The sequence below is a fragment of the Nocardia sp. NPDC005998 genome (genome assembly GCF_040614395.1).
Classification (GTDB): Bacteria; Actinomycetota; Actinomycetes; order Mycobacteriales; family Mycobacteriaceae; genus Nocardia.
Genome location: NZ_JBEXUI010000030.1, coordinates 1 through 15,621 on the forward strand (window position 1 = coordinate 1; position 15,621 = coordinate 15,621).

Here is a 15,621-nt window from a genome sequence, read left to right on the forward strand (position 1 = left end):
TGGGTGACCGCGTCCAGGCCAATCGACCCGTGACGATGTAAAACTTCGCCGCCGAGAGTGTCCAGCGATGACGCCGACATCGGCAGATTCAGTGACCGCGAACAGGCGCGGCGGGCAGCTTCAACACCCTAATGTTGCCGCTGTCGGTAACGAAGAGATCGCGGGCGGTGTCCACGGCGACACTGTAAAAACCCCGCCTGCCGATCTGTGCGCGCGGGCACTCGCCCGGCTATTTCCCGATGCGCCGGACTCCATCGAGCCGTGGACCACCCTGCTGTGGGCCACCGGACGTGCCGAACTCCCCGGCCATCCACAGCTCACAACATGGCTGTGGGACGGGACATCTCGTCGCACTTGACCACGCACCCTGCCAACGGATTGACGCAGGACAACGCGATGCCCCGTCCGGACACGCACTATCGGGTTTCAGCGCCGCCACGGATGGTGGTTCGCAGCCCGATGCCCGGCGACGCGATTGTTCAGCGCGCGATGCGAACCGACTGCGGGCCGGTGGATGCAATGACGGTCTGGCCTTGGCTGAGTGTGACCGTGACCGTGCCACCAGATTCGTTGGGCAGTGTGCGACCAGGCGCGACGAGATTGCCCGACCAGGTGTGCGCTGCGCTATCGCAGTCGACCATGACCGGTCCGTCGAGTTGCACGGTGATCGGGCCACCTAGATCACCTTGCATCATTTGTTCCAGCGAGCCGTCCACAACATCGACTCCGGCGGTTCCACCGCCATCACAAGTAGCCGATCCGTTGATAGTCAACGCGCTGACGTTGTAGCCGAGTTCAGGCTCGACAGTGATCGATGTGGCTGGCTGGGCGGTTGCGGTTGCAGCGAAGATTCCTGCGCAGCAGCCGACTACTCCAGTGACAAACGCTAGATCCGAGCGAAGCGAACTGTTGAACATGGTTGTTCTCCCGTCGATGCTCGTTCGAAGGATGCCAACCCGCCTATCATCCCAGCCTCCGTCAGCTTCCACCTCAGTTTGATTTGATAGGAGCGAGTGCCCACTCATTGCCATCACCACGCGCGTCCAGTCTGCGTCGTTGGTGGTGGCAGGATCCGCAGCACAGAACACCTTTGAGGTGATGGTGATGCTGAACTCGATCAACTCGCAGGGCCCGTGAGTGCTGTCGGCTCGTTTCTCAGGCGGCTGGTGGGGTCAGTTCCCGTCTCGCGGCGGTGACGAAGTCCTGCACCAGTTCGCTGTCGCTGTCGGCGCGGGTGACCACCGCGACCTTGCACGGCTCGATGTCGATCACCGGAACGGTGACCAGGTCATCTCGCAGCGTCCTACGTCTGGCACCCAGCGGAATGATCGCTACGGCCCGACCTTCGGCGATCAGCTCCAGTTTGTCCTCGAAGGTGTCCACCCGTTCGAGCACGAAGGCATTGCTGCCGTCCGGGCGCGGCTCGGCACGCCAGAAGGCCGTCCACATGTCGGCGGTCGTGGCACAGCCCACGAAAGCCTCCGCCGCGAAGTCGTCCAGCGTTACCGACGGCCGATCCGCCAGCGGATGCGACGTCGGAACGACCAGCAGGCGAGGCTCCTCGTACAGCACCGTCGTACGCAGCTGATCCGCCGGGCAGGCGAGCGGCAGCCTTGCCGCGAGAACGTCGACGTGCCCCTGCGCGAGGAGCTCTGCGTCGCGCCACGCGATGTGGCGCGTGAGCACCCTTGCGTCCGGGTGCTGCTCGCGCACCGCCCGCACTGCCGCAGTGACGATCAGGTTGTCGGCATATCCGACCGTCAGGGTGCGCGGCTCACGTGCCTTCTGGGTCGTGACCACGGCCGCACGGGCCGAATCGAGCAGATGGTGCGCCTGTGGGAGGAACGTCTCGCCTGCGAGGGACAGCGAGCTGCCCTGAGGGGTTCGCTCGAACAGCGTCGCGCCGAGCTGACGCTCCAGACGTTGGATCTGCCTGCTCAACGAGGGCTGTGCCACGTGCAGTGCCTCGGCCGCGCGACCGAAGTTCCCGTGCTCGGCAACAACGGTGAAGTACCTGACCAGGCGCAGATCCAGGTCCGCATCCCCGCTCCACGGAGACGGCAACCGCGAGATGGACACCTGCTGAGCCTAACAAGGCGGGTCGGGCCATGCACTCGGTGCATGGCGGGGTGCAGAACAGGTCTTGGACGGGCCGTTGCCTTCGGCTGTGCAATGGGCCTTGCCCGCGACCGACGGACGTCCGGGCACCTGTCGAATCGAAGGAGCAATACGTCAACATGGGCCAGTACACCGGGAAAAACGTTGTCATCACCGGCGGGAGCAGCGGGTTCGGCTTGGAGACGGCCAAGCTCTTTTGCGAGCTGGGCGCAAGGGTCCTGATTACGGGCAGAACCCAGGCGACATTGGACTCCGCACTCGAGGAGCTCACCCCCGACAGCGTTGCCGTTCGCAGCGACTCGAGCTCGCTCGCCGACATCGACGACCTCGTCGAGCGCGTTCGATCGGACTTCGGCTCAGTCGACGCACTGTTCGTGAACGCCGGCGTCACGCGATACATGCCGTTCGAGGCCACCCCCGAAGAGATCTACGACGAACTGTTCGAGATCAACGCGAAGGGAACGTACTTCACGGTGCAGAGGTTCGTCCCGCTGCTGAGTCCCGGTAGCGGCGTCGTACTGACCACGTCCGTCACGAACTCCTTGGGCATCCCGATGATCAGCGCGTACTCGGCGTCCAAGGCCGCGATCCGGTCGATGGCCCGCAGCTTCGCACGCGAGCTGCTCCCGAAGCAGATTCGCGTCAACGCCGTCAGCCCGGGCCCCGTCGACACCGGGATTCTTGATCGTTCGATGCCGCCGGAAGCGGTCGCGCAGGCCAAGGCGGAGCTGATCGCGCAGATCCCGATGCAGCGGGTCGGCGAGTCCTCGGAGATAGCGAAGGCCGTGGTCTATCTGGCGTTCGAAGCGACCTACAGCACCGGGTTCGAACTCGTCGTCGACGGCGGAGGTTCGCAACTCTGATGGCCCGCGCCCCCATCGGCTCGACGGCGGTTGGACTGCCCACTGACCCCGGCACGGCCCAACGTTTCAAGCACCCATTCAACGTAGAAGCGGACAGCACCGTGAACCTGGCAGATATTGCCCACAAGCTGGCGGCCCAGCCTTGGGAAGGGCACACGATCACGTCGGTCGAGCACTCCAAGGCTGAGGACTTCTCCTTCGTCGAGCAGATCTCGGCCGACCCGTTCATGGCCGCCTTCGACTGGGTGGAGTGGATGCGGCACGTCCCGCCGTTCCTGCGAGTGTGCGTGACGGTCGAGGCGGCTCCGGGATCTCATTTCGAGTTCGAGGTCTGGCTGCCGGTCGACGACTGGAACGGTCGGGTCGTCACGATCGGCAACGGAGGGCCGGCGATGGGGCTCATCCCGCCCGGCCTCATCGCCGCGACCCAGGAGAACTACGCGGCGATCCACGGGAACCTCGGAACTGGCCCAGACCTCGACCGCGGAGTCGACACGCCAGCCGTGTGGGCCGACTTCGGCTGGCGCGCAACGCATCTGATGACGGTCATCGGCAAGCAGATCGTGGAGATCGTCTACGGCGCGAAGCCGCAGTACGCATACTTCTACGGGTGCTCGACGGGTGGGCAGCAAGGAGTGTCCGCGGCAGAGAACACGCCCGGCGACTTCGACGGAATCGCGGCCCTGGCGCCGGCGATCGGGCGTACCTACCTGCATATCTACACCCTGTGGAACGTCGTCAACCTGCTGCGCGAAGACGGATCGACGGTGTTCTCGGACGCCGAGGTCCAGCGCCTGGCCGGCATCACCCGGGGGTTCTTCCGGACCCGGGGCGACGGCGCGCCCTCCGACGAGTTCGTGAGCAACCCCTACCTGGGCGAGGGGGACTGCGAGGAGGTCCTTCGGCTGGTCGGCGCGATCGGCGAGTTCACCGACGAGCAGCTCAATGCTTTGTCGAATGTCTACCGCGGCCCGGTCAATCCACGCACCGGGGAGCAGATCTTCTGCGGACTTCCCATCGGCGGTGAATACCACCCCCTCGGGCTCAACTATGTCGCCGCACCCGGCTACGACGTAACGTCCTTCTACCCGGTGCGGTGGGGGCTAGGCTTCAAATACGTGGACCACGATTGGCGCTCGTTCGACTTCGACGCCGATGTCGACTCACTGCGCAAGCTCACACGGGACCTCAACGCGGATTCGGCCGAACTCGACGCTTTCCGAGCCCACGGCGGAAAGATGATCATGGCGAGCGGCGCCATGGACACAGTCTGCCCGGAGCCGACCATCACCAACTACTACGAGCGTGTGGTGGCAAAGCAAGGTGGCCTCGCGAGAACTCGAGACTTCTTCCGCTACTTCATTGTTCCGGGAATGCACCACGGCACACGCGGATCAGCGGACGGCTTCGACTTCCTGGGGCCCGCGGACGCCGAGATCCCCACAACAGCCAAATTCGGCATGCTCTGGCAGGGCCTGTTCCATGCAGTGGTCGATTGGGTGGAGAACGGCAGTGCCCCCGACGTCATGATGGCGACGGGCTTCAACCGGACCGACACCAGCCCGTTGTTCTTCGGCGACCCGGCATCGGGTATCCGTAGCCAGCGGCCGGTGTATCCCTACCCCGATGCGACTGCCTACCGCGGGGGCGACCCGACCCGACCGACCTCGTTCGCGCGCGCGGACGGCGGTCTGCACAACCCGCCCGAGCGCGCCGAACGATATTGGCCGAGGTGACAACACGACGACCGGACCGCCCACCCAGGCGTGCGGCCACAGCTCGGAGCAACTCGGATGCGCGACGATCACTGTCGCTTGCTGGGAGTTGCGGTCAGGGGCTCTGCGGGCGTCGGCATAGTGCTCGACTGGCGCACGACGGTCCGCGGCCCGAACCTCACTCGACAACCGGTTGAACGCCTAGGTCCTCGAGGGTGGTCGCTCGCGGGGTCAGCGGCCACTCCGCGGTTTACTCAACACCGCGCGGCCGCGTTCCGGGGTGAGGCTGTATGCCAGAACAGGGTCGGCGAGCAGCGCGATCGCGGCGATGTGATCTGCCGCTCTCAGGGCTTCGAGGTCAGCGAAGGGACCTGATCCACCAGGGCGACGCCGTGCTGCGAGACCCGCAACGGCACCGTCGCTTTCGCCAGCGCCAGCTTCAGCTGCTCGTTCTCGGGACGTTTCATCCTCTCCAAAGACCCCGGTGGAAACGCGATGTCATCGGGGCGCCACCGATGACCGAGAGCTGGTTGGCGTTGGTCGAGCCATCCAGCCGGTAGCAGAATCATCCGTATTGAGCGGGGTCCCAGACACGGGTGGGCTTGTTAGTGATGATGAACCGCAATGCCTTGATCATGATGTCACCTCCTTCCTGGGGCTCGGTCGGGCGTGGACAGGGCTTGTGGGGTACGCCGCAGGGTGAACGGCCTGGGGGTCGCGGCATTGGTCACGATCGGGCGGGTATCACCGCCGCCGATGACGCGCAGAGAGGTGTTCTCGATGAGGGCGGTGGCTGCATCGGTGACCAGATCGTGGGCGACCGCGGCGCCGGCGCAGGTGAAGGGCCCCGAACTGAAGGGCACAAATGGGCCGTGTTCGCTCGGTCGAATCCAGCGGTTGGGTTGGAATGCCCCTGGTCTGGTCCAGTGTTTGTTGTCGTGATGGAGCAGATATGGGCTGACGGACAGCAGGTCGCCGGTCTGGAAGGCGATCCCCCCGAACTCGGCGGGATAGGGGACGGGACGGCTGACCATCCAGGAGACCGGCCGGTGCCGCAGGGCCTCACGTACCACCCAGTCGACGGGCCAAGGCCATGGTGCGCCGGGAGAGTGGAGACTGCCCAGCAGCACCGACCACGCGAGCGAGTAGCCCAGCGGTCCCACAATGGACCGGTACATCAGCACATACAGCTGCGCCACCGTTGTATCGGTGACGCCCTCGGGACAGGCACCGATCACGGCATCGAGCAGATCCCGTGGTTCGGCTTCCGCAGTGCGGCCGGTGGCGCTGCGCCGGTCCCGGATCTGCTCGTTCAGCGCGGTGGACAGCTTGGTGCGCAGCAGCTGCGCCCGCGCCCGCTGCGCCATTCGGGCCGGACGGAGCGCGCCCACGCGTGCATTTCGCTCCAGTAACTGCCGCAACTCGGGAGAACCATCGGGGTGCAGCAACACGTCCGCGGTGCACCGATACACCAGCTCGACCCCCGCTGCGGGCCAGCGGGTGACGGCGGGCATTTCTTTCACCGCCGCCGCCAGAGACTCGCGATACTCGGGCGTATACGTCCGCAGAATCGCGCGCACCGCGCGGCCGAAATCGACCTGAGCAGACCGCGAAGGCAGCATAGAACCGAAGAACCCGGACTTCCCCGCATTGAAAGCGCGGTCACTCAACACCGTCAGCGCCAGACCCGTATCGCCGACACACCACCCGCCCCACGGCAGCCAGAACACCTCTACCGGGCTGGTCCGGCGCAGATTCTCGAGGAAACCCAACGGATCACGCCGGAACCGGCGCATCTCTGCAAAACCCATCGGACGGTCCTCTCATAGAGAGGGTGAGCGATTCATCAGATGTTTTCGAGCGGATTTATCCACTGGCTGTGCGTACAAACGCAGATCAAGCATAGTCTCGACTAATTTTAACTAATTTCACAAGAAAGGCCGTGGAGGTCGACCACGAGGCGAGTACCCCGGCACCGCCGGGGCCTATCGAACACCGTGACAGCAGTGATATCGGTTCACGATCACCCGCGACCGCCGGCAACCGGTCATTGAGGTCTATCTGGTGCAATCCCGATCCGCCTCGGCGAGGGTTCCCATTGCCAGGCGCGCGTACATGAACATGTCGCGGCGTCGATTGCCGACCTTCTGCCACGATCTGAGGAGCCCTTCGCATTCGAAACCGGCTCTCTCCGCAGTGCGGATCGAAGCGCGGTTCCAAGGTTCCACATAGAGCTGGAGCCGTGGGATATGCAGCTCTTCCAGCGCCCAGGTAGCCATTGTCGCCAGAGCATGCGCGGCGACGCCATGGCCGCGGGCAGAGCGGACCACCCAGTAGCCGAGCGATGCGCGGCCTTCGTCAATGTCCTTCAACCACAGGCCGATACTTCCCAGTGGTGTGTCGTCCCGTCGCCGGACGATCACCATCGGGTATCCGATTCGATCGGTCGCTAGTTGCCACTGGCGTTCGACAAACCGCGTTGCGGCCTCGCGCGAGAAGGTCGCCGGCACCGTGGTTATAGGAATCAGGTCGTCGGCAGAGGCTTCCCGAACAAGCTCGAGGTCTGCCGCAGACAACGACCACGGGCGGAGTTCCAAGTCTGCGGTGGCTCTCAGATGCGGTATGTGCAGAGCATCGTTCATGGTCAGCCTCCCCACAATATGCACAGGATATCGGCCCGGTGTAACCATCACCACTTCCTTTTCCGAGCACCGCAGGCACACGCCGACCCCCGCAATTCGATCGCCTCCGGCAGGCATCGGCGGGTTCACGGCGCGATAGAGGTCCTGAAGCTGTTACAAGCCGCAAAGTAGATCCGGCGCTTTGGTCGTTCGAGGGTGGCAGATGTGCGGTGTTCGGCGGTTGCGTTGATCTACAGTGTCATTCGCGGTGGCAAATTTGGGGGATTCGGTAATGCCGAAGTCGAACGGGACCAGCCGGGATACAGGGGAAGCCTGCCGGGGCTTGTTGTAGCGCATGGCCAGTGAGCCGAATGTCGGTTATGCGGTTGGCGTGTCAGCGAAGTGGGACTCCAGGGCGCGGTAGAGGGTGGAGCGGCCGATCTCGAGGTGTTTGGCGATGGCGGTGACCGACTCGCCGCGTTTGCGGCGGGCGATGGCGACAGCGAGGGGTGTCCGGGTCCACTGCTGAGGGGCGTCCGCCTTTGCGGCCTTGGGCTCGAGCATGGCCAGTGTCTTGCGCAACTTGGGCCGGTCGCCGCGGGTGCTGGCGGTCTCCACGATTTATCTCGACACCTGGAACCAGGTGGTGATGCGGACCTGCTCGGGTCAGATTGGCGTGTTGGTCTGGGGAGGCAGGTTAGCGTATCGAATCACCTTCGTGCGCAACTGCCGACCGTCTCAGGCCTGTTGGCCTTCGTCGCTTCAGGCTAGTGGTTTCGTCACCGGCTAGTACACTCCGCCGATGGGGTGGTCGGGCACTACAACCCCTGCGCTGTTGAAACAGAACCAATACCAGTCGCCGCTGAGGTGATGGGATGCGCCTGTCGCGGGCCGGTGGCCAGAAAGATTGGCAAAGCCACTTCCCATCGAGCAATAGGACCCCATAGGGCCAGTCCTGAAGTAGATGCCGTCGTCGAGGCGCACCACACCGCGAATGCGATAAAGGCCGAGGCGGTCACCTTCGAACGTCCGTGGATCGATCCCGGCACTCACCTGCTGTGCCGCATCGTCGAAGGCGTGCGCCGAGAAGTGCCAGCGCACAGCCATTGGCAGGTCTGCGCTCCATAGAATGGCCGTGAGCGCGATTATCAGTGTGGGAGCAGCCAGGGGGCCGAGCTCAGGTACCTGAAGCCGCCGGGATCGGATTGCCAGGATCGGGTAGACGATGACCACGGTCCACACCACAACCACCACGAATGTTCCCCCGAGGATCAGCAACGGCGACAACGACATCAGCTCGGCGCTGGCCGGCTTGCTCGCCGAGACGAGTATCCCAAGGCAGGCCACGATGGTGCAGACGAGCAGAAGGTACCTGCGAAGCCGTGACCGGTATCGTCGGTTCCCTGGTCGGCTTTTCTCGGTTTGGGCCATGCTCATGCCGGGAGCCTAGACTCAGCCTGAGATCGTGGGTGTCGGCGTGTCGCCGCCGGTGAAAGGCTGGCACCGCGCCGTCAATGCCGAGCGAACCTTCCCTCGGCGTTGACACACACGCCTGTCGAATTTGTCTGTAATACAACCAAATTCGCCGTGGCCGTCGCGCACAGCCTCGCGGATGATCGGTGGCAGGCCGGTTTGGAGGACCCGACGGGTTCTGGGCGTGGAGTTGCCGGACAAGAACTGCCCCGCTATTCATCGCAGTCGCTGTCGCGCGCGGGGAGATGCTCCGACTGGCTGCTGTCAGCTTCGGATTCGAGTTCGGTCAGAAGCGTTTCGAGGCGTAGTTTCGTTCGGGATCGAACGCCCACTGAGGGTCGTGACGCAGATAATCCCACGCGGTTCCCAGGCCACTCCAACTGCACGAAACGAAACCGTAAGGCGGATCAACAGTTACCAGCGCGTCCTACTTTGCGGCTCATGACAGCTTCAGGATTCCTGGGCCATAGAGGACGGAGCCGAGCCGGAAAGCTGGGCAGGTCGGCGATGTGCGGACTCGGCCGGTGTGGTTTCAGGTGTCGGCTATGGCATCGCGTGACCGCTGTGCGGCGGTGATGATTTCGTTTTCGGTCCAGGTCAGTGTGCCGGAGTGGAGGTCGGCATCGATCGACCGGATCCAGTCGAGTTCCGCTCGGAGCATGGCCGCCCGATACGTATCCTCGATCAGTGCTACGCGGGGTAGGTGGACGTGCTCGGCGGAGACGGTGTCCAGGTCGGCGAGTTGGGCCGTCAACGTTTCCGCACGGGCCTGTAGCAGCCGCCGGACTCTGGCGGGGTCGTGCAGCATGACGACGCTCAATACCGCTGGAAATTCCGGATATTCGCGACGAGGCTCGGACAGCATGATGTCGATCCAGCGATACAGCGTGCTCCGTCCCTGTTCGGTGATCCGGTAGATGATCCTGTCGGGCTTGCCTGGGGCAGCGGCGATTTCGTGGACCGTGATCAACCCTGCACGTTCCAAACGCTCGATGGCTTGGTAGACGCTCGCGCTGCGGGCGACGTTCACGACCTGGTCCTTGCCGCGCTGCTTGATCAACCGCTGCATCAGGTACGGATGCATCGGCTCTTCGATGAGCAGTGCCAGCACCGTGAGTGCCAGCGGCGATCGCTGGTCGGCACTGCGCGCCATCTCTCACCTCCACGTTCGAGTTACCGACATCGCACGATAAACCAATGCAACGGTCGCCATAATATGGCTAACCATATTATGGTGTAAGCATGAGACATGCGTTGATCATCGGTGGTGGCCTCGCCGGCGCCACCACCGCACTGGCGTTGCGGAAGGCCGGACTCGAGTCCACAATCTTCGAGGCCCACGCCGAGTCGGCCGAGGGCGTGGGCGGATTTCTCACCGTCGCGGTGAACGGGCAGCACGCGCTGAACGCCCTCGGGTGCGGCCACGTCCTGGAGGGCGGGTTCGACACGCCTCGGATGGCGCTCTACAGCGGAACAGGAAAACGATTGGCCGCCTTCGACTATGGGCCGTCGCTACCGAACGGTGTCGTCGCCTGCACCATCAGCCGTCCCGTCTTGTACGGGGCGTTACGCCGCGAAGCGCTCGAGGCCGGTATCGAGATCGTGCACGGTAAACGACTCGTCGAGGCCGAGCCCGGTTCCGCGGGAGTGACCGCGCACTTCGCCGATGGCACCGACGCTCACGGTGATCTGCTGATCGGCGCCGACGGATTGCGATCGCGGACCAGGACCGTTATCGACGCGGCGGCGCCGGCCGCACGCTATACCGGGCTGCTCAATACCGGCGGATACGCTCGCGGCCTGTCTCTCGACGCAGCGCCGGGCGTGTTGACCTTCGTTTTCGGCAGGCGGGGGTTCTTCGGCTATGTGGTGCATCCGGACAACACCGTATGGTGGTTCGCCAATCTGACCGCACCCGACGAACCTGCCGCCACGGAACTTTCGACGATGGACATTCGGGCACGGCTGAACGCGACGTTCGCCCACGATCGCTCACCGGCGCTCGACATCGTCTCGCACAGCCCGGACATGACCACACCCTTCGGAACCTACGACTTCCCGACCGTCCCGACCTGGCATCGCGACGCGATGGTGATAGTGGGCGACGCCGCGCACGCCGCCTCACCGTCGGCCGGGCAGGGCGCATCGATGGCATTCGAAGACGCGGTCGTGCTGGCCCGGGCCCTGCGTGACCGACCATCGATCCCGGGCGCGTTCGCCGCCTACGAACATCAGCGGCGCGAACGGGTCGAACGGGTCGTCGCATGGGGTAAGAAGGCCGGAGACGGCAAGGCGCCGGGCCTGTTTCGGCGACTCCTACGCGACCACGTCGTTTTCCCACTGTTCGTCAGCCGAGGCGCCGACCGGACCACAGCCGACCCTCAGGCATGGATGTACGAATTCCCGTTCACCTGGGACACCGGCAGACCCGACTACGACCGAACCGAGTGAGCTCCCATGCCGCGATCCGGGCGTTCGCCGTCGCCGATAACGGTTGACTGACCGGCGCCGACATCCCTTCGGCCACAGCCACGTCAGCTCTCATCGCGCAGATTGACAATCCCCTATTCTGCCGCGCCGCGCTGACCGGCTCGGCCAGCAATGGGGCGGCCGACGGCGAGACCGACCGCGGCGCACGGACATCCGCTTCTGCCGAATGTCGTGCGTTTTCGTGCGGGCGTAAATGGGTCGAGTGGTGGGGTATAGGCGATCTAGTATCCGCCTGGTGGTGGATGTGGTGAACAGGCAGTGGGTGTTGGGGCGGCGGCCGGTAGGGGTGCTGCGGGACGAGGATTTCGAGTTGAGGAGTGTGCCGGTGCCGGTTCCGGGGCCGGGGGAGGCCTTGATTCGGGTGCATTGGCTGGGGATCGATCCCACCCAGCGGGGCTGGCTCAATGAGGCTGACAACTATATTGACGCCGTGCCGGTCGGCGCGGTGATGCGTGGTAGTGGTGTCGGGCAGGTGGTGCGCTCGAACGATCCGGATTGTCCAGTGGGTAGCTGGGTCGCGGGAATGGTGGGGTGGCAGGACTATGTCGTCCGGTCGGCGGGCGGGTTGTTCGGGTTGAACGTGGTGCCCGACGGTGTGCCGCCTACGTCGATGCTGAGTCTGTTCGGAGCGCCGGGTTTGACCGCGTACTTCGGTATGACGGATATCGGCCGTCCCGAGCCCGGCCAGACGGTGCTGGTTTCGGCGGCGGCCGGTGTCACCGGGTCCATCGCGGGGCAGATCGCAAAGGTTTTGGGCTGCACGGTCATCGGTATCGCCGGCGGCCCAGATAAGTGCTCCTGGATCACCGAGCATGCGGGTCTGGATGCCGCCCTCGACTACAAACACGACGATATCGATGCCTGTTTGACCCGTCTTGCCCCCAACGGCGTCGACGTCTTCTTCGACGGTGTGGGCGGCCGTATCCTCGAGCATGGTTTGGCGCACCTGGCCCGTCGTGCGCGTGTCGTCCTGGCCGGGGCCATCTCTTCCGGGTATCAGGGCGCCGATCCGGCATGTGGGCCGCGGAACTATATGAGGCTGGCGCTGGACCGGGCGCGTATGGAAGGGTTCATCTTCCTCGATTACCTCGACCGTTTTCCGGAAGCCTTCATGGCATTGCGTGACTGGCAGGCCCAGGGAACGATCACCATTGCCGAGACCGTCAGCAGTGGACTCGAATCCGCGCCGAGCGCGTTGCGTGCCGTCTTCGAGGGTCGTAACCTCGGCAAGCAGCTGGTCAAGGTCGCAGAGTCCTGAAACACGACGGACACGAGATATGGATGCCTCGAGGTCCCCCGAATGTACTGATCAGCCGCATCCCGCGCGGACCGGACCGGCTGCCTGGTACCTCGGAAGATCAACGGGCTGCGGACATCCGACTCCAGCCGGACGCACGCTATTGCCGCATACCGAGCGAACGGCCCGAGCTGACGCTTGGGTGCGCGCGGTGGTCTCGATGCACCAGCGGAGCGCCGATCGCCGACAACTCGGTGAAATCAGCAAGTCACACGGCACGGTTTCACCCGCCGAACGCCTAACGGCCTGATCCGAATCTCTGGACCATCGGCCGTCAGGGTGTTCGCGTTGTGAAGCGTTAGGCCCACTGAATAGCGAAGCCGCAAGTCATCGACCCGCGGCTTCGCTATTGTGTGGCATTGCGCGAACATTGCGGTGATTCAGCGTCGCTTGTTCCGAGCCATCCAGGGCCTTCAACGCCCGACACACTCCGGGCAGGCGGGGTAAAACGCTCGCTCAGACCGATGTGAGGTAGGTCCGACGGGTTGGTTGCGTCGGCCGCCGTGTCGTTGGCCGGATCCCGAAGCCGGATGAGCGTCGTTGATGTAGTCGATCGCGGGCATGCGCTACGGCGCGGCGAAGTCCGCGCGGTGGTCCTGGATCCACTGTCGATAGGTGCGTGGCTGTTCCGAGGGCAGAATCGTCGAAATGGGGGTCGGCTCGATCGGGTGCAGGATGGCGCGGTGGTAGTACCGCAGCAGTGAGTCGGCGATGTGGGGCGGGATGTGCTGCTCAGTCAGCAGTCGGTGACCGATGGCGGGGGAGACTTCTTCGAAACGGACCGGTTGGCCGAGGGCTTCACCGATCAACTCCGCTTGTCCGGCTTGGCTGATCAGTTCCGGTCCGGTGAGCACGGGCGCTGTCCCGGCGAGACTGTCTCCCAACATTGCGGCGGCCGCTGCGGCGGCCAGGTCTTGCTCATGGATCGGAGCGATACGAGCCCCGGCATGGGCGGCGCGAACGACGCCATGCGTACGAATCAGGGGTGCCCACCACATGGTGTTGGTGGCGAACATGCCGGAGCGGAGGAATACCCATTCCAGTCCGGTTTGTTCGATGTGGCGTTCGAGTTCCCGGTGTGCGATACCGGTGTGATTGTCGGGATGGTCGTCGAGCACCGATGAGGAGGACAGCAGCACGATGCGCCGCACGCGGTGCGCCACCGCTTGCGACAGGAACTGTGCAGCGGTGCCGTGCACCGCGGCGGCATTGAGGAATACCGTGGCGACCCCGTCGAGCGGGAACCGTCCGTCCAGCGCCGATACCGTCTTGACGCCTGGAGGCAGGCCAGCGGCTGCGGGGTTGCGAGTGACGGCTGTGACGTCGGCGCCTGCGGCGTAGAGCCGATCCACGAGGGCCCGGCCTACGTTTCCGGTTGCTGCCGTGATCAGAAACATGTGTGTACTCCTGTGCGTCGGAAAGTAGTTCAGCGGGTTCGTGCCGCGTCGCGGCCGGCGATGCGGCCCCAGGTGAGGGCGGAGGCGATCGTGAGTCCACCGGCGATGATGCCGGGCCCGAAGACAGCCGCGGCCGCATTCCCCGCCGCGTAGAGACCGGGGATCGGGTGTCCTGTCCAATCGAGAACGCGGGCATGCCGGTCGATACGGGCTCCGCCCTTGGTGCCAACTGCTCCCGGGTGTACGGGAAGGGCGAAGAACGGGGGCTCGGCTACTGGCCCGAGGTTCGGATGCGCCGCGGCCGGGTCTCCGAAAGCGTGCTCGTAGCGGGAGCGTCCGCGGCCGAAATCCTCGTCGTGACCGGTTGCGGCCATCTTGTTGAATCGGGTGATGGTGCTCGCCAAGGCGTCTGGGTCGATGCCGAGACGGGTGGCGAGGTCGCGGATGCTGTCTGCCTGTATCAGCCAGTCCGGTGCCTGTGAGCCTGCGGGGATCCCTGCGACCGAGTACTTGGCACGGAAGTGAGCGTCGCCGATCGCCCAGGCCGGCAGGTTCCTGAGCCGATGGGTGTTGGGGTCGAGTTCGGCGAATGCGGTAGCGCAGTTGTGGCTGGACTCGTTGACGAACCGGTGCCCGGCGGCGTTGACCCAGAGCACGTGTGGCAGTGACCGTTCCCGCAGCACCAATTGTGCCCGCGGTGTCGCGTCCGAGTCGGGCCAGACCGTGCCGGGGACCTGGTAGGCGGGCCAGGACCAGTACTCACCCGGGTACGCCATCGCCGCGCCGATCTGTCCCGCCAACCGCAGGCCGTCACCGTTTTGCACCGGCGGGGTCACCGGGTGTGTGAGCGGCCCGGACAGCAATCGCGACCGCAGGTCGGAGTCGTGTTCGAATCCGCCGGTGGCCAGGATGACACCGCGCCGGGCACGCACTGTGCGGGCGGCACCCTCCTGTTCGGCGCGCACACCCGCGATCCGGCCGTTGTCGGCGCGGAGCAATTCGACCGCCCGGCATCCGCGCACCAGGCCGACACCCATGGCACGGCAGCCGTGCAGCAGCCCGATGATCAAGCCTGCACCCAGGGTCACCACCTCGGCCGAGCTGCGTTGCGCGATCAGTTCCAGCGGTGGCCGCCCGCCGGAGAAGAGGCTGTGTTCGAACACCTCTTGATTGGTGAGTACCGGTGCGAAAAGCGGTGCCGGCCAGACCAGTTCGTCGATTACGCCGAGGTCGCCGACAGCCACCGGGCGAACCTCGAGGTGGCGGGACGAATGGCCGCCCGGCAGCTCGACGAAAGTGTCGGGATATGCCGTGACCACCGACAATTCGATCGGGGTGCGCTCCTCGAGAAATCGCACCGTCTCCGGCGCCGCCCGCACGAACGTCTCGACCAGGTCGTCCGCACGCCCGGGGGCCGCGGCGCGGCAATAGGTCAGGGCATTCTCGGCGGAGTCGGGGCAGCCCGCCTCACGCATTCGATGGTTGGCCGGCGCCCAGATCTGCCCACCCGAGACCGCCGTCGAGCCGCCCCACCGTGCGGACGCCTCCAGTACCAGAACCTCGGCCCCACCATCCGCGGCCGCGAGCACGGCAGCCAAACCCGCTGCGCCCGAACCGATCACCACAACATCCACGTCTTCCACGAAT

14 protein-coding genes are annotated in these 15,621 nt (G+C 64.9%); 4 read left to right on the plus strand and 10 right to left on the minus strand.

Features of this window, described 5'->3' with window-relative positions; all coding sequences use genetic code 11:
• Positions 1–479: 479 nt before the first annotated feature.
• Positions 480–1,121, minus strand: coding sequence for a hypothetical protein (locus ABZ293_RS30435; protein ID WP_355186225.1), 642 nt, complete (start codon positions 1,119–1,121; stop codon positions 480–482).
• A gap of 34 nt (positions 1,122–1,155) precedes the next feature.
• Positions 1,156–2,079: a LysR family transcriptional regulator gene (locus ABZ293_RS30440; protein WP_355186227.1), complete on the minus strand. Its 924-nt coding sequence runs from the start codon at positions 2,077–2,079 to the stop codon at positions 1,156–1,158.
• 158 nt (positions 2,080–2,237) lie between these two features.
• Between ABZ293_RS30440 and ABZ293_RS30445 the strand changes: the two genes are divergently transcribed.
• Entirely contained in the window at positions 2,238–2,981 is a 744-nt protein-coding gene (locus ABZ293_RS30445; protein WP_355186229.1) for an SDR family oxidoreductase, read from the plus strand.
• 101 nt (positions 2,982–3,082) lie between these two features.
• Positions 3,083–4,717 carry a tannase/feruloyl esterase family alpha/beta hydrolase gene (locus ABZ293_RS30450; RefSeq protein WP_355186231.1) on the plus strand — a complete coding sequence of 545 codons (1,635 nt, stop codon included), beginning with the start codon at positions 3,083–3,085 and terminating at the stop codon, positions 4,715–4,717.
• A gap of 323 nt (positions 4,718–5,040) precedes the next feature.
• Here the strand turns inward: ABZ293_RS30450 and ABZ293_RS30455 are convergent, their stop codons facing one another.
• From ABZ293_RS30455 to ABZ293_RS30480, 6 genes are all read right to left on the minus strand, one after another.
• Positions 5,041–5,163 carry a hypothetical protein gene (locus tag ABZ293_RS30455; protein ID WP_355186233.1) on the minus strand — a complete coding sequence of 41 codons (123 nt, stop codon included), beginning with the start codon at positions 5,161–5,163 and terminating at the stop codon, positions 5,041–5,043.
• Positions 5,164–5,337: 174 nt separating this feature from the next.
• Positions 5,338–6,507 carry a cytochrome P450 gene (locus tag ABZ293_RS30460; protein ID WP_355186235.1) on the minus strand — a complete coding sequence of 390 codons (1,170 nt, stop codon included), beginning with the start codon at positions 6,505–6,507 and terminating at the stop codon, positions 5,338–5,340.
• A gap of 246 nt (positions 6,508–6,753) precedes the next feature.
• A complete protein-coding gene (locus tag ABZ293_RS30465) occupies positions 6,754–7,338 on the minus strand; it encodes a GNAT family N-acetyltransferase (protein ID WP_355186237.1) in 585 nt (194 codons plus the stop codon).
• Between the two features lie 357 nt (positions 7,339–7,695).
• On the minus strand, positions 7,696–7,935 hold the full coding sequence (locus ABZ293_RS30470) for a helix-turn-helix domain-containing protein (protein WP_355186239.1): 240 nt from the start codon (positions 7,933–7,935) through the stop codon (positions 7,696–7,698).
• A 168-nt stretch (positions 7,936–8,103) separates the two neighbouring features.
• Positions 8,104–8,754, minus strand: a complete 651-nt coding sequence (locus ABZ293_RS30475) for a hypothetical protein (RefSeq protein ID WP_355186241.1) — start codon at positions 8,752–8,754, stop codon at positions 8,104–8,106.
• A 568-nt stretch (positions 8,755–9,322) separates the two neighbouring features.
• Complete coding sequence (locus ABZ293_RS30480) at positions 9,323–9,943, minus strand: PadR family transcriptional regulator (RefSeq protein ID WP_355186243.1); 621 nt, start codon at positions 9,941–9,943, stop codon at positions 9,323–9,325.
• 89 nt (positions 9,944–10,032) lie between these two features.
• On the opposite strand from ABZ293_RS30480, the gene ABZ293_RS30485 reads away from it, so the two are divergent.
• Both ABZ293_RS30485 and ABZ293_RS30490 read left to right on the plus strand, forming a co-directional pair.
• The gene (locus tag ABZ293_RS30485) at positions 10,033–11,241 is read left to right on the plus strand and encodes an NAD(P)/FAD-dependent oxidoreductase (protein WP_355186245.1); all 1,209 of its coding nucleotides are present in this window, start codon (positions 10,033–10,035) and stop codon (positions 11,239–11,241) included.
• 274 nt (positions 11,242–11,515) lie between these two features.
• Positions 11,516–12,538: an NADP-dependent oxidoreductase gene (locus ABZ293_RS30490; RefSeq protein ID WP_355186247.1), complete on the plus strand. Its 1,023-nt coding sequence runs from the start codon at positions 11,516–11,518 to the stop codon at positions 12,536–12,538.
• A gap of 605 nt (positions 12,539–13,143) precedes the next feature.
• Here ABZ293_RS30490 and ABZ293_RS30495 read toward each other — a convergent pair.
• On the minus strand, positions 13,144–13,974 hold the full coding sequence (locus ABZ293_RS30495; RefSeq protein WP_355186249.1) for an NAD(P)H-binding protein: 831 nt from the start codon (positions 13,972–13,974) through the stop codon (positions 13,144–13,146).
• Positions 13,975–14,003: 29 nt separating this feature from the next.
• Positions 14,004–15,617: an FAD-dependent oxidoreductase gene (locus ABZ293_RS30500; protein ID WP_355186251.1), complete on the minus strand. Its 1,614-nt coding sequence runs from the start codon at positions 15,615–15,617 to the stop codon at positions 14,004–14,006.
• Between the last annotated feature and the right edge of the window lie 4 nt (positions 15,618–15,621).